The sequence below is a fragment of the Paenibacillus agaridevorans genome (assembly GCF_018604145.1).
Classification (GTDB): Bacteria; Bacillota; Bacilli; order Paenibacillales; family Paenibacillaceae; genus Pristimantibacillus; species Pristimantibacillus agaridevorans.
The window spans coordinates 8,458,883-8,472,589 of the sequence record NZ_CP075889.1 but is presented as its reverse complement, the minus strand read 5'-3'; the positions used below and the strand labels follow the sequence as shown (position 1 = coordinate 8,472,589).

General features: G+C 54.3%; 14 protein-coding genes. 8 read left to right on the top strand and 6 right to left on the bottom strand.

What is annotated here, in order from left to right; genetic code table 11:
- Positions 1–16: 16 nt before the first annotated feature.
- From KJW29_RS33830 to KJW29_RS33810, 5 genes are all read left to right on the top strand, one after another.
- A complete protein-coding gene (locus KJW29_RS33830; protein ID WP_214627925.1) occupies positions 17–1,705 on the top strand; it encodes an extracellular solute-binding protein in 1,689 nt (562 codons plus the stop codon).
- A gap of 90 nt (positions 1,706–1,795) precedes the next feature.
- Positions 1,796–2,692 (top strand): ABC transporter permease, encoded by an 897-nt coding sequence (locus KJW29_RS33825; RefSeq protein ID WP_087572295.1) that lies wholly within the window; start codon positions 1,796–1,798, stop codon positions 2,690–2,692.
- Between the two features lie 21 nt (positions 2,693–2,713).
- Entirely contained in the window at positions 2,714–3,589 is an 876-nt protein-coding gene (locus KJW29_RS33820) for a carbohydrate ABC transporter permease (RefSeq protein ID WP_087572296.1), read from the top strand.
- Positions 3,590–3,622: 33 nt separating this feature from the next.
- Positions 3,623–4,594 carry a ribokinase gene (rbsK, locus tag KJW29_RS33815; protein WP_214627924.1) on the top strand — a complete coding sequence of 324 codons (972 nt, stop codon included), beginning with the start codon at positions 3,623–3,625 and terminating at the stop codon, positions 4,592–4,594.
- Positions 4,591–5,547 carry a nucleoside hydrolase gene (locus KJW29_RS33810; RefSeq protein ID WP_214627923.1) on the top strand — a complete coding sequence of 319 codons (957 nt, stop codon included), beginning with the start codon at positions 4,591–4,593 and terminating at the stop codon, positions 5,545–5,547. The genes rbsK and KJW29_RS33810 overlap by 4 nt, the downstream gene beginning before the upstream one ends.
- Before the next feature lie 388 nt (positions 5,548–5,935).
- Here the strand turns inward: KJW29_RS33810 and KJW29_RS33805 are convergent, their stop codons facing one another.
- Together KJW29_RS33805 and speD are read right to left on the bottom strand one after the other, a co-directional pair.
- Positions 5,936–6,805, bottom strand: coding sequence for an SDR family oxidoreductase (locus tag KJW29_RS33805; RefSeq protein WP_214627922.1), 870 nt, complete (start codon positions 6,803–6,805; stop codon positions 5,936–5,938).
- A gap of 37 nt (positions 6,806–6,842) precedes the next feature.
- The gene (gene speD, locus KJW29_RS33800; protein ID WP_214627921.1) at positions 6,843–7,646 is read right to left on the bottom strand and encodes an adenosylmethionine decarboxylase; all 804 of its coding nucleotides are present in this window, start codon (positions 7,644–7,646) and stop codon (positions 6,843–6,845) included.
- Positions 7,647–8,105: 459 nt separating this feature from the next.
- Here speD and KJW29_RS33795 point away from each other — a divergent pair, with 459 nt between their 5' ends.
- From KJW29_RS33795 to KJW29_RS33785, 3 genes are all read left to right on the top strand, one after another.
- The gene (locus KJW29_RS33795) at positions 8,106–8,777 is read left to right on the top strand and encodes a PspA/IM30 family protein (protein WP_108995263.1); all 672 of its coding nucleotides are present in this window, start codon (positions 8,106–8,108) and stop codon (positions 8,775–8,777) included.
- Between the two features lie 18 nt (positions 8,778–8,795).
- On the top strand, positions 8,796–9,311 hold the full coding sequence (locus KJW29_RS33790; protein ID WP_087572302.1) for a DUF4178 domain-containing protein: 516 nt from the start codon (positions 8,796–8,798) through the stop codon (positions 9,309–9,311).
- A gap of 113 nt (positions 9,312–9,424) precedes the next feature.
- Complete coding sequence (locus KJW29_RS33785; protein WP_214627920.1) at positions 9,425–10,717, top strand: NAD(P)/FAD-dependent oxidoreductase; 1,293 nt, start codon at positions 9,425–9,427, stop codon at positions 10,715–10,717.
- A gap of 51 nt (positions 10,718–10,768) precedes the next feature.
- Here KJW29_RS33785 and KJW29_RS33780 read toward each other — a convergent pair whose 3' ends face one another.
- The 4 genes from KJW29_RS33780 to KJW29_RS33765 are packed head-to-tail and all read right to left on the bottom strand — an operon-like array spanning position 10,769 to position 13,682.
- Positions 10,769–11,161, bottom strand: a complete 393-nt coding sequence (locus KJW29_RS33780; RefSeq protein WP_087572304.1) for a DUF350 domain-containing protein — start codon at positions 11,159–11,161, stop codon at positions 10,769–10,771.
- On the bottom strand, positions 11,158–11,823 hold the full coding sequence (locus tag KJW29_RS33775; protein WP_246608493.1) for a hypothetical protein: 666 nt from the start codon (positions 11,821–11,823) through the stop codon (positions 11,158–11,160). Before KJW29_RS33775 ends, KJW29_RS33780 begins: the two co-directional genes overlap by 4 nt.
- Positions 11,824–13,020 (bottom strand): glutathionylspermidine synthase family protein, encoded by a 1,197-nt coding sequence (locus tag KJW29_RS33770; protein ID WP_214627919.1) that lies wholly within the window; start codon positions 13,018–13,020, stop codon positions 11,824–11,826.
- Positions 13,017–13,682 (bottom strand): hypothetical protein, encoded by a 666-nt coding sequence (locus KJW29_RS33765; protein ID WP_214627918.1) that lies wholly within the window; start codon positions 13,680–13,682, stop codon positions 13,017–13,019. The genes KJW29_RS33770 and KJW29_RS33765 overlap by 4 nt, the downstream gene beginning before the upstream one ends.
- Positions 13,683–13,707 lie beyond the last annotated feature (25 nt).

The window sequence follows — 13,707 nt, the reverse complement described above, 5'->3', positions numbered from 1 at the left end:
ACGGAGGCGATTCACAATGATCAACAAACGTACGCGTTCCTTTGCGGCTTTACTCGCTGCAAGCGCGCTCATCCTGTCCAGCGCATGCTCATCCGGCAATAACAACGAGAACGGCGGCAACAGCACTTCGGCTCCTGTAGATAGCAACACACCAAGCGAATCCTCCACTCCGGCGGCAAACATTGATCCGCTAGGCAAATACGATCCGCCTATCGAAGTATCCGTCGTCGGCACAACGGGCTCGAATGTACTGTTCGCAGAAGGCGAGAGTATCGACGACAATATCATGACCAAAAAATATCTCGAAATACTAGGAATTCAGTTCAAAAACGAATGGGTATCGGATGCGTCACAGTCCTTGGAGAAACTGAATCTTGCTATTAACACCAACAACATTCCCGATATTTCCAAGGTCGACTTAAACCAGCTCAGCCGCATGATCAACCAGGATCAAGTTGCGGATTTAACAGAAGCCTACGAAACTTATGCCTCCCCGCTGCTGCGCAAATCAATGGAATACGGCGGAGGCGCCGGCTTCGCCCCAGCCAAGAAGGACGGAAAAATTTATGGCATGCCGGTTCCGAACGACTATTACGAGAACGTGGCGATCATGTACATCCGCAAGGATTGGCTGGAGAAGCTGGGCTTGCAACCACCGAAGACGATCGACGAACTATACGAGGTGGCAAAAGCATTCTCGGAACGCGATCCAGATGGCAATGGAAAGGCGGATACGTATGGCATCGCGCTCGACAATGCTCTCGGCATGGCCTTCGACGGCGTCTCCTCTGCCTACAAAGCTTATCGCGCAACCTGGGTCAAGGATGACAGCGGCCAGCTCGTCTACGGCAGCATCCAGCCGGAGATGAAGGAAGCGCTCGCCAAGCTGCAAGATCTCTACGCAGCCAAAGCCATCGATCAGGAGTTCGGCGCCAAGGATTGGGGCAAGACGGCGGACGATGTGGGAGCAGGCAAAGGCGGCATCTACTTCGGAGCGTTCTGGCAGCCGCTGTATCCGCTATCGACGACGATGTCCCATACGCCGGATTCCGACTGGAACGCCTACCCGATTCCGGTGTCGGCGGACGGCAGCCTCATGCCGAAGCGCCCGAACAACGTATTTAGCTGGATGGTCGCAAGCAAGGATATGGAGCATCCTGAAGCGCTCATCAAATCGATGAACCTCTGGGCGGAGATGTGGATCGAGGGTGGACAATACAACGATCTGTTCTACAAGGACATCCAAGGAAGTCCGCAATACGCAGGCAAGGAAATCCACCAGTACGCCAAACCTTATTTCTTCGACGATCCCGGCAAAAACATGGTCATTGGCGGGCAATTCAAAGAAGCCGCTGCCAAGGATGACGGCTCGCTTGTGACGCATCCCGACGGCGTATGGAAATGGAATGCCTACAAAAAAAATGAGCCTAACGGCTGGGCGTACTACAAATATTTGCTGGAGTCAGAAGGCGTGCTGGCGCAATATGGCGACAGCTTCGTACACGAATCGTACCTCGGCGCACCAACGGAGACGATGACTAAACGTCAAGCCAGCCTGAACAAGCTCGAATTGGAGACGTTCACCAAAATTATTATGGGCAAAGCGGATATATCCGAGTTCGACAAATTCGCAAGCGACTGGAAGTCGCTCGGCGGCGATGACATTACGAAGGAAGTCAACGCATGGGCCTCGGCACAGCAATAAGGATTTAAGCTAGCCAAATAGGGCGGGAGAAAGCGGACCAAAGCTTATTCCCCCGCCCTATTATCTTTAAGTAATCGCGGAGGGACAGCCATGAAAATAAACAAAAAGGATCTTACATTTTTCCACTTGCTGGTCGCCCCCGGCGTTCTCGTATTGCTGCTGTTCTCGTACCTCCCCATGTTCGGCATCGTCATCGCCTTTCAGAACTTTAATCCTTCGAAGGGCTTCATTTTTTCGGAATGGGTTGGCTTTGAGCATGTCCGTTTCCTCTTCGAGCTGCCAGATACGATGGGAACGATCCGCAATACAATCGAAATCTCACTTATGAAAATCGTAGCGGGGCTCGTCGTGCCTGTCGTGTTCGCGCTCTTCCTTAACGAAGCCAGAATCATGTGGTTCAAACGAACGGTACAAAGTCTCGTGTACCTCCCCCATTTTCTCTCGTGGGTCATTCTGGGAGGCATCCTGGTAGACGTTCTATCTATCAACGGCGGCGCGTTCAATCAGGCTTTGCAGTCTGTAGGCATCCCTCCGATCTTCTTCTTCGGGGATGAATTTTGGTTTCGTATCATGATTGTTGTGTCGGATGTCTGGAAAGAATTCGGCTTCTCTACAATCGTTTACCTAGCCGCGTTGACCGGAATTAATCCGGCCTTGTACGAAGCAGCCGCGATCGACGGGGCAACCCGCTGGAAGCGGACGCTGTATATTACGATTCCAGGCATTCTGCCTGTCATCGTGCTCATGTCCACACTTAGTCTTGGCAATGTATTGAACGCTGGCTTTGACCAAATTTTCAACTTATACAATCCGATGGTTATCAGCTCTACAGATATCATCGACACCTATATTTACAGGATGGGCTTGATTCAAGCGCAGTACGGCTTAGCAACGGCGATCGGACTCATCAAATCAGTGATCGGCTTTGTCCTGATCGTCATCTCCTACAGACTTGCCAGCCGCTATGCAAACTACCGTATTTTCTAATTATGGATCGGGGGTATTCTCATGAACGGACGGCTGAACAAACTCCAGCCCTTCGATATTTTCAATTACGTTGGTCTCGCCCTCATCTCGTTGCTGTGCCTCCTCCCTATTTGGCATATCGCCATGGTATCGCTTAGCGGAGAGGGACCGGCTTCCAAGTTCTCGGTCGGCCTGCTTCCCATCGAATTTACCATGGACTCTTATAAAACGATTCTCCAGATGGGCAAGTTCTGGGACGCCTTTGGTATGTCCTCGCTGCGCGTATTGGTCGGCGGCCTGCTGAACTTCCTCCTGACGATTATGCTCGCTTATCCGCTGTCAAAGGAAAGCTCCTACTTCCGCGGACGCAATATCTACATCTGGTTCCTTGTTTTCACGATGCTGTTCAGCGGCGGTCTCATTCCGATGTACATGATCATCAACGAGCTGAATCTGATCAATACGATCTGGGCGCTCGTGCTTCCGGGAGCTGTACCGGTATTCAACGTCATCTTGATGGTCAATTTCATGCGGCAGCTGCCCAAAGAACTAGAGGAAGCCGCGCTGGTGGACGGGGCGTCTCAATATCGTATCATGACGAGTATCTTCATCCCGTTGTCTATGCCAGTCATCGCAACCGTTACGCTGTTCAGCGTGGTCGGGCATTGGAATTCCTGGTTTGACGGATTGATCTTCATGAACGACACTGCGAACTACCCCTTGCAGACCTATCTGCATGTTGTTCTCGCATCCCGTAATCTGATTAATGCGGACCAGCAGACGGTCATGGCATCGCTGACGAATCGGAATTCGATCTCGGCCCAAATTATATTGGCATCGCTGCCGATTCTCGTCGTCTACCCCTTCCTTCAGCGCTTCTTCATTCATGGAATCGTAATGGGATCGGTCAAAGAATAGACTATTTAGCAGAGCAGGATAGGAGAGAGATACATGAAATCCATATGCGTTATAGGAAGTTTAAACATCGACTTAGTAGCCGCCGTAGAGCGCTTCCCGCTCCCAGGTGAAACCCTGACATCCGTCGGTTATTCCACCTTCTTTGGCGGCAAGGGAGGCAATCAAGCTATCGCGTTAGGGCGTCTCGGGGCAAACGTTAGCATGGTGGGCAAGGTCGGCGGCGACATTCACGGCAGCGACTACATCCGCCACCTGCGCATGAACGGCGTAGATACGGCCGGCATTCGGGTCGAACAAGATGCCGCGACAGGTACGGCGATGATTCTGGTCGACCCCCTGGGAGAAAACCAGATCATTATTTCACCTGGAGCTAACGGGCTGCTAACACCCTCTGACATCGACGAATGTTGGGAGCAGTTGCTCGAAGCGGACATTTTCTTGTTCCAGCTGGAAGTGCCGATCGGTACAGTCGCTTACGCAATCAAACGGCTGAAAGGAGCTGGCAAGACGGTAATTCTGGACCCCGCTCCAGCTTCCCAATTGCCTGACGCCATCTTCAAATATATCGATTACATGACGCCGAACGAGACGGAAATCAAATATTATGCAGGCCGCCATCAGCAATACGTGCTGCAGCTGAAGGAAGCCGCGAACATCCTGCTTCGCAAAGGCGTGAATACGATCGTGGCGAAGGCCGGTGCCGACGGCGCATATCTCATCCGCGATGTCGATTTGCAGCATATCGCTGCGTATCCATCGGAGCCCGTTGATACAACAGGCGCGGGCGATTGCTTCAATGCCGGCTTCGCCTATGCGTTAGCCACAGGAAGCACGCCCGAGGAGGCTGTCGGCATAGGCAACGCCGTCGGCGCGCTCGCGATCCGGCAAGTCGGAGCCCAATCGGCCATGCCGTCCAAGAGCGAGCTTGATACCTTTCTAAGACAGCAAGCTCTGCTGCGGCTTCCCGCCGTCCCGGCCATGCCAGAAGGAAGTGACAACCGATGACGACAGAAGCGAAGCCAGCATTCTATATGCTTGCCGAGGGTCCTGTTCCCATCATCCTGGACACGGATATAGGACCGGACTGCGACGATGCCGGCGCCGTAGCTGTCTTGCACGCTCTGCAGTCTGAGGGGCAACTTCGCACGGTAGGAATGATGCATAACACATCAAGCCCGTGGGGAGCCGGCTGTCTGGACGCGATCAATGTGTACTATGGCCGAGGCGACATCCCGGTTGGCACATTAGAAGCTCCCGGTTTCCTAGTGGGAGAGCCATATGAGAAATACAATCGACTTATTGCAACGTCATGCCACAACCGTTATCCCGAAGGACGGTCTGTACCAGACGCCACATCCCTCTACCGCCAATTGCTTGCAGAAGCGGAGGACGGGAGCGTCGTCATCGTCGCGATCGGTCCGCTCATTAATCTGATGCATCTGTTGCTTGCAGACGCAGACCCAGAAGCTGACGCCGTCTCGCGGCTTACCGGCGCGGAGCTCGCCGCGCTCAAGGTTAAGCATCTCATCGTGATGGGCGGCCACTTCCCTGCGGGAAAGGAATGGAACTTCGAGATGCATCCGGGGTCCGCCGCTTACGTTTGCGCCAACTGGCCCACGTCTATCACCTTTACCGGCTACGAAATAGGCGCCGCCATTCCTACCGGAGCACGGCTGCTCGCAGAAGTGCCAGATGAGCATCCCGTGCGCCGCAGCTACGCCGCCCACCTCGGGGAGGAACCGACGCGACCGAGCTGGGATCTAACCGGCGTGCTGTATGCCGCCCGTGGAGCAGCTCCATATTGGGATATCGTGCGCGGACGTATCATCGTTGATCCGGAAAGCGGCGCCAACGGTTGGATGGATGATCCCTCCGGACCGCACGCGTATTTGGTAGAGAAGCAGGCCCCGGCATCCATTGCCGAGCTGCTTGAGGAGCTGCTCGTTCGGGAGCCGTAGGCCAAGACGCCGCAAGATACGGATCATTCCGCGACGAAGGCAGATGCCAGCCATTTATCCAAGGTGAAACGGCTACGACGTAAGGCGAAATGATATACTCCCATATACGCAAAAAGGGTTACCTCCTCCACTCCCGCCTGCTGACAGGTGATGGATGAGGTAGCCCTTATTAAATCTAAGCAGTTTTCAAAACAGCCGATACAACAATGACCTGCTTTTGCATAGGCTATGTTAAACCTAAATGTTGATATCCGATATATACGAACTAAACGAACAGTGAACAGCACTCCACACATGTGGAGTGCTTGCCGTTTCAAGCGACTTCGTAGGTCACGCCGGTAACTGCACGAACAGCGCCCTCGACCTTGCCTGCGGAGCTGGCGGCTACCTAGCCGTTTACGATTTCGCCGCCGTTAATGTGCAGCATTTGCCCCGTCATGTAGCTGGAGTCGTCGCATGCCAGATACACGTATGCGGCGGCGAGCTCGAACGGCTGCCCGGGACGTCCCATCGGCGTGTCGGAGCCGAACTCCGATACGCTCTGCGGGTCGAACGACGCCGGAATGAGCGGCGTCCAGATCGGTCCCGGCGCAACGCCGTTTACGCGGATGCCTTCCGCCGCAAGATTGGACGCGAGCGCGCGAGTAAATGAGACGATCGCTCCTTTTGTGGAGGAGTAATCGATCAGCGTCGGATTGCCTTTGTATGCGGTAATCGATGCCGTATTAATGACCGCGCTCCCCGATTTCAGATGCGGCAGCGCCGCGATCGTCAGGTAGAACATGCTGAACACGTTCGTGCGGAATGTGGCATGAAGCTGCTCGGCCGTAATGTCCTGCAGCTTCTTCCTTACATGCTGCTCGGCCGCATTATTGACCAGAATGTCCAGCTTGCCGAATTCGTCAATCGTTTGCTTCAAAACATCCTTCGCGAACGCTTCGTCTCCAATATCGCCAGCGATCAGCAGGCAACGCGCTCCGAGACCCGTTACGATTTCCTTCGTCTGCTCGGCATCACCGTGCTCGTCCTTATAGACGATGCAAACCGAAGCGCCCTCCTTTGCATAGGCAACGGATACCGCTCTGCCAATGCCGCTGTCCCCACCCGTAATAAGAGCCACTTTGCCCTCCAGCTTGCCGGCTGCCTTGTAATTCAGCGAATCGAACGCCGGCAATGGATTCATTTGCGATTCAATGCCCGGCTGTCGCGATTGGTTCTGCGGAGGAAGCACCTGTTTTTTGGTCGTAGAAGAAGTCATCTTCGCACCTCATTTCATTTTATTGGGTATTTCTTGGTCATCTTCCAATATGATAAAAAATCTCGTCCATCTCCGTCTTGAGTCGTTCCGTAATTTCATCCTGTTCCTCTTGGGACAGAGAGTCCTTCGTATAGCCGAACAAATAATTGTTCAAGTCGAACTGCTTGAGCCTGCATTTGGTATGGAACAGATTCTCCTGATAAATATTGACGTCGATCATATCGAACTGACGGCCTTCTTCCTCCGGAATATAGTTCTGGATGGAATTGATCTCGTGGTCGATAAACAGCTTTTTGCCAAAAATATCGCGAGTAAAGCCCCGTACCTTGTAGTCGATCATCATAATGTCCGTGTCGAAGGAGTGAATGAGATAGTTAAGCGCCTTGAGAGGCGAAATCTCTCCGCAGGTAGATACGTCGATATCCGCGCGGAACGTGCTGATGCCTTCGTCGGGATGGTATTCGGGGTACGTATGTACGGTAATGTGGCTCTTGTCCAGCGCCATGACGACCATAGACGGCAGCGGCCCCGGCGACTCCTCGAACGATTCCTCCGGCACTTCAACGATAGGTCCTTCCGAGACGAGAATGGTCACGCTTGCCCCCTGGGGCACGTAATCCTGCTTGGCCACATTAAGCACATGCGCTCCGATGATGTCGGCCACTTGGCGAAGGATCGACGTCAGGCGGTCCGAGTTGTATTGCTCGTCAATATAAGCAATGTACGATTCCCGTTCCTCGCGCGTCTTGGTGTAACAGATGTCGTACATATTGAAGCTGAGCGATTTGGTCAAATTATTGAAGCCATGCAGTTGGATCCGCTGCTCATGCGTTAACGTCATGCCTATTCCTCCCTCCTTACTCTGTCTACTATCTCCTGATCTTCGTTCCCTCATTCGACATTCCGTCGAGCGGTTACGAACATCCGGGACGGAGATATCGCCGACGATGACCTGAAGTTTCGCTCATCTTAGAGCTCGGGAATTGCAGCTGAACTTGAACCATGCACCCTACTTACCCTCTAATGCCCCTGTTTAAACGCCAGCGGGTTTCTTTATCGCTGATAGCGGCAGCCGCGCATTTCCCCCAGAACGCAAAAAAACATATTTCTACTCTCCCTTCAATCCGTTGAAACGTATTATAATGGTATTGCGTATAACTAGACATCCAAGGCGAAACGGCTGCAACGCCCTTTGGTTGAGCGGCTCGTTTCATTCCGGGAAATATAAGCACGGTATAGTGAAAAAACTTATACTTTCTTATATTTCAAAAAAAAACAAAAAACTAATGGAGGTTATCACATGTCCTTGTTCAAAAGATTGCGCGACCTGACTCTCTCCAACGTATACTCCCTGATCGAGAAAGCCGAGGATCCGATCAAGCTGACCGACCAATACATTCGCGATATGACGGAGGATCTGCAAGACGCCGAGAAAGCCGTTGCTTCCCAGATCGCTCTCGAGAAAAAGTTCAAAAAGCTGTACGAGGAGCAGGAGGCGCTGTTCGTCAAACGTTCCGAGCAGGCTCAAATCGCCGTTCAGGAAGGCAATGTCGACCTCGCTCGCCGCGTGCTGGAAGACAAACAATCCGTCGAGAAAAAGATGGTGGAATACAAGGAAGCTTTTGCGGACAACCAACTGCTTGCCAACAATCTTCGCGCCAAGCTGGATGAGATGCGCAAGCAACTGGAAGACATGAAGAACAAACGCGAGACGCTTGTTGCCCGTTACCAAGCGGCCAAGACGCAGACGCAGATCAACAAAACAATGTCGGGCTTCGGCTCCGGTACAGCTGCGGCAGGCATGAAGCGCATGGAGGAGAAGATGCTCCAGGCGGAAGCTATGGCGGAGGCAACGAACGATCTGGCTGCATCCAAAGGCAAGTCGCTCGACGACGAGTTCGCCAACCTTGGCAAAAACAAAGCGGTCGAAGACGAGCTCGCGGCACTGCTCAAGCAATACGAAAAAAACTAAGAATCGACGGTTGACGATATGAGCATATTCAAACGACTGAAAGGCATCATGAAGCGTCCGGAACCGCCGGTCGCGGCTCGCAGCATTCTAGCGACCGGCCCCGGCGACATATGCGAGGTATCCCTCGTCACTTACCATGTGATCGGCCGCGTCCTGAGCAGCCGGCGCCGCACGACGATGCTGACGCTGCAGGATGGCGCGGAGCTGAGCTACTTGCTCGTGGAGGAACGCGAGACTAACGCCTATTCGTTTTTTTCTCCCATCGACGGCAGGCTTGACAGTATCACCGAAGTGCCCATGACGCTGGATTTGGACGGACGCACGTATCATATGGAGGAGCATTACGCCGAGTATGTCACAACGGTCGGCAAGACTCCCTTTATGCAAGGCGGCGAGCAATCCGTCTGGCGTTACCAGTCCGACGACCGCAAGCTGCTTCGCGTCGAATGGCTCGACGGACGTTTTATGATCTACGAAGGCGAATCGGTGCTCGCTGCCGACGTTGAGGTGCTAGAAGGCAAGCAGACGCCGTAGAATGCTTGATTCCCCCTTATTTTCCAAGCTCTCTTTCCAACCAGGATGGAGAGCTTTTTGTTTGCAGATTCGCAGCTGATGATGCGATGACCGCTTCTGGCGCTATATGACAAATGGGCTATAATAGAGAAAGAATGTCGGAAGGGATTGCGGGACTTATGAAATGTATCGTTATCGGATCGGGAATCGCGGGAGCTTCTACGGCTTATCATCTGGCAAAGCTGGGAGCGGAGACGCTTATCATAGACAGGAAGGACAAGGGACAAGCGACGGATGCAGCTGCAGGCATCATCTGTCCTTGGGTATCCCAGCGGCGAAATGCCGTCTGGTACCGCCTGGTCAGAAATGGTGCCCGATTCTACCCGGGCCTAATCCGCGAGCTCGAAGAGCTTGGCGAAACCGAGACGGGTTATTCCCGCGTAGGGGCCCTTCATTTGCGCCAAGACGCGGAGAAGCTCTCCGCGCTGGAGTCGCTCGCCCGCAAGCGCAAGGAGGACGCTCCCGAGATCGGCGAGATTGATCTGTGCGATGAGGAGATGACGCTGTCGCAGTTCCCTCCGCTTGCGGAAGGCAGCCGCTCTGTACGAATCAGCGGTGCGGCGCGCGTCGATGGCCGAGCTCTCAGAGATGCGCTGATTCGCGCAGCGGTCAAGCTTGGCGCGCATTACCGGGAGGGCAACGCCGCGCTTGCCTTCGAAGGCAACCGGGTTATTGGCGCGACTATTGCAGATGCAAAGCCGGTCCATAACGGCGGTGACGCAGCACAAGATAGCTTGGGGTCTGCAAGCGGCGAGGGAGTCATCGATCCACCCGAGACCGCAAGATGGAACCACGGAAGCGGATCTCATCCCGAGCAGGATCGTTTTGTCGCTGCCGACGCGGTGATTGTATGCGCCGGCGCTTGGGCCGGACCATTGCTGCAGCCGCTGGGCATTACGATGCGAGTTAGCAGGCAGAAGGCGCAGATCGCCCATCTCCGCCTCCAAGATCGACCCGACACAGGAGGCTGGCCGGTAGTTATGCCTCCCTCCGACCAATATATGCTCGCGTTCGACGGCGGCAAAATCGTAGTTGGCGCCACCCATGAAAACGATCCGGATGGCGATGATACAAGGGTGACTGCCGGAGGCTTGCAGGAGATTCTGAACAAAGCGCTGGTTGCCGCTCCCGGTCTTGCCGATGCCGAGCTTGTTGAGACGAGGATCGGCTTCCGCCCGTTTACACCGGGGTTTCTCCCCGTCTTTGGGGCCGTCCCCGGCTGGGAAGGCTTGCTAACCGCTAACGGACTAGGCTCGTCGGGATTGACAGCCGGCCCTTATCTGGGCTGCCAGCTTGCCCTGTTGGCGCTCGGACGCCGGCCGGAGCTGGATCCTGCCGATTACGGCGTTCGTTCGGCTATAGAATAACAACAACGCCTCGGCTGCTGCCGAGGCGTTGTTGTTTTGTTATAGAAAGCTCTAAATAATCAAACTGCTGATGGCAAACGCGAAGCCCAGATAAACGCAGAACAACATAATGCCCACGGCTACGTTGCCCTTGACCAACTGATCCGATACTTTGAAGCCGGGCGTAAACAGATCGAAGATGAGATACGCCGCAAGCAGACACACATACCCGATCGCGAACCACAATATCATGAACCAGATCGATGAGTTCGTATAAGCCGCAACCCCAAGCACGATCGCCGTCGAGATGAATTTGCCGCCAAGCGCGAGGCCGACGGCGACATTTCCTTTGCGCAGCTCCTCCATGTCTTTGAACGGCGTAATCCAATTAAATACGACCATTCCGATTAACTGCAAACCGATAATTACGATAACGCTAACGACAATATTAAAGACGACCGTCAATTGGCCCACCCCCGAAATTTTGCATACGCCAGATCATAATCCGCGAAATCATGTACTTCCTCCAAATAAACGTTAACCGTCTTCGCCTTGGCGAGCGCATCGTAACGCTTATCGTCGATCGGCTGCTTCATCCGATTGCCCGTAGGCAGCTCCACGACGGCAAAGTTACGCACTTCCCCGTTGTATTCCGTCTTGTAGACGCCGACCAGATCAACCTCTGTAGTCAGCAGCAGTTTCAAATTATCCATATCGGCTTTCGCCGAGTTCTCATCCTTAAACGTCTTGATTGTCCGCCATGCGGACAACCGAATCTCGTTGCGCTTCTGGGCATCCGTTATGATCTCGGCGTCCATGAACTGCAGGCCCCAAATTTTATCGCCCGTTGCATAATTATTGTCATTGGGCATAAGCGTATTGTCCGGCAAGATGGTCATGTCGCTGCCAATCAGATCGCCGACCGTCCCTTCCACGATCTTGTAATCCCATGGCACTTGCGCCACGTCGCTGACCGTAGATGAATTCGCCGACGAGTCGGTATGGAAGACGGACTGGGTGTTCGTGGAACAACCCGCGAGAACCAGCGCCAGCGCCAACACCGGAGCCGCCACGAGTATGCCGAATTTGGGTTTCCGCCTTTTCTTTGCCATGTGTAGCTCTGTCATCTATCTCACTCCTATCGGGATAAAATGGCTGGTATTCCCCGTGATGGGACCGCCTCCCCGCCCCAGCAAGCCGCAGGGCTGGCCGTTAATGACGAACATGCCGATGAGCAGGTGCAGTTCGCCGCGCGATGTATGCACGGTCGCCAGCTTCGCCCGCTTCTGGTATACCGTGGGAAACAGCACGCTTGTATCGTAGCCGTCCTGATCCTCCAGCTCCAATCCCCCGGACTCGTCGAAAAGGCGCACGGAGCCGCCCTCCCGTCCAAACATGGACTTGGAGACGTAACTTCCGTCGAAGACGGGTTTGTTGTAAGTAGGCAGGAGATAACGCCCGATCGCGTTCCTTTCTTCTTCATCAAACAATTGCTCAAGCTCGTACAATCCCCAGACGACCGCCATAAGACCTTTCGTCTGGAGCAGTATAGCCGGCGGCAGGTTGAACAGCTTCAGCTTCCCGCTCTCGATGGAATAAGCCAAAGCATCTCCGCCCTCGTCCACCGCTATCCATTCCTTGGGATACAGGGCGAACATCCGTTCAATGACGCGTCCTCCGGCATCCTTTAGTTCGCCTTCATCCACGTACAGCTCCAGGCAGTCTCTGCACGCCACGTCCAGCCCGCTATGCCGGACTAACGCTTCGATCGTGCCGGAGTCCTCCGCATGCTCTCCATAAGCGACACATGCCGCCGTATCCGGACGTTCCTCGCCCCATGCGGCAGCGACAAGCTCCATCATCCCGGCGTTGACAGTATCCACTCCGGCTTCCCCGCACAGCCAAGGCGTCGCGATGGAGGCCTCCACGTATCCGGTCGGGGTGTCGGCATTCAGCTCCAGCAGCTTGATGGTGCCGTCTTGATCGATGGCGAAGTCGAACCTTGCATACCGGCTAATAAATCCGGGCTCGGGCAGCGGCGTGCCGTCGACCATCTCCCATAGGATGGGGGGGATGCCGATCAACTCGTAGATGCCATGATTGCCATGTATATGACGAACCGCCTTATCAAATACGCGCCATAACATGACGGAAGCTTGGCGGAGCTCCTCGTACACGTTCCGGTCGAGCGCGACGATCTGGTCGATCCAATATTGTTCATCCTCGATATCCGCCCAGCCGAAGCCAAGCTCTTTTAGCGCATCGACTCGTGCAGCTCGATCGGGATGAGGCTCTGTCAAAATCTCGAACGCCGGCTTCGTCATCCGCCGAACCCGCTGCTCTTGCCGCTCGACGTGCTCTTGGAGCCCGAGGAGCTCAGACTGCTGGACTTGCCTCCGATGCCGCCAGGCGAAGAAGATGTCGAACGTCTTGTAATCGTGCCGCTCGTGCTGGAGGTTTTAGGCTTGACCGACGTGCCAGCGACTTGTTTGTTCTGGAACGTGTCGCTGGTATAGCTCTTCGGCGTATACCGGGACTTGTTCGTCGAATAATAAGCCGGACGATTTTTATAGTAGCCGGACGACGAGTAGCTGCCGCCGTTATTAAAGAGCAAATGATATAAGAGCAAATCGTCCCAGCCGAAGCCGGAACCGTAATGATGGATGACGGCGGGGGAGTTTCCTCCGCCGCCGCTCGAATCGACGGGCTCTTCTTCTTCGTCCTCCAGCGACGGCATAGGCAAACTCCAGTCTACGCTCGCGTCGAAGTAGGCCTTAACCTCATCGGACGACCAGGATACAAGTTTAGGCTGCTCGCCGCTTGTCGTCGTTGCTCCCGTAGCGGATACGCCCGTAACTCCGAACACGGAGCTTGCGAGCAGCGCAATGCCGAGCGATGTGGACAATACTTTGACCGGCTTGCCTTCGGATGTAAATAACCGCGGCGAAGCCGGGCTGCCAGATTGTTGCTTCTCTTCGTGAGTCAATTCTCTCTCCTCCTCCTGCAAGTGC

Excerpts from the sequence above, each read along its gene's own strand:
- KJW29_RS33790 (WP_087572302.1), top strand. The coding sequence starts at position 8,796 with ATGAGCATATTCAAACGACTGAAAGGCATCATGAAGCGTCCGGAACCG.
- KJW29_RS33820 (WP_087572296.1), top strand. The coding sequence starts at position 2,714 with ATGAACGGACGGCTGAACAAACTCCAGCCCTTCGATATTTTCAATTAC.
- KJW29_RS33805 (WP_214627922.1), bottom strand. The coding sequence starts at position 6,805 with ATGACTTCTTCTACGACCAAAAAACAGGTGCTTCCTCCGCAGAACCAA.
- KJW29_RS33795 (WP_108995263.1), top strand. The coding sequence starts at position 8,106 with ATGTCCTTGTTCAAAAGATTGCGCGACCTGACTCTCTCCAACGTATAC.
- KJW29_RS33775 (WP_246608493.1), bottom strand. The coding sequence starts at position 11,823 with ATGACAGAGCTACACATGGCAAAGAAAAGGCGGAAACCCAAATTCGGC.
- KJW29_RS33785 (WP_214627920.1), top strand. The coding sequence starts at position 9,425 with ATGGGCTATAATAGAGAAAGAATGTCGGAAGGGATTGCGGGACTTATG.
- KJW29_RS33825 (WP_087572295.1), top strand. The coding sequence starts at position 1,796 with ATGAAAATAAACAAAAAGGATCTTACATTTTTCCACTTGCTGGTCGCC.
- KJW29_RS33830 (WP_214627925.1), top strand. The coding sequence starts at position 17 with ATGATCAACAAACGTACGCGTTCCTTTGCGGCTTTACTCGCTGCAAGC.
- KJW29_RS33810 (WP_214627923.1), top strand. The coding sequence starts at position 4,591 with ATGACGACAGAAGCGAAGCCAGCATTCTATATGCTTGCCGAGGGTCCT.
- KJW29_RS33770 (WP_214627919.1), bottom strand. The coding sequence starts at position 13,020 with ATGACGAAGCCGGCGTTCGAGATTTTGACAGAGCCTCATCCCGATCGA.
- speD (WP_214627921.1), bottom strand. The coding sequence starts at position 7,646 with ATGACGTTAACGCATGAGCAGCGGATCCAACTGCATGGCTTCAATAAT.
- rbsK (WP_214627924.1), top strand. The coding sequence starts at position 3,623 with ATGAAATCCATATGCGTTATAGGAAGTTTAAACATCGACTTAGTAGCC.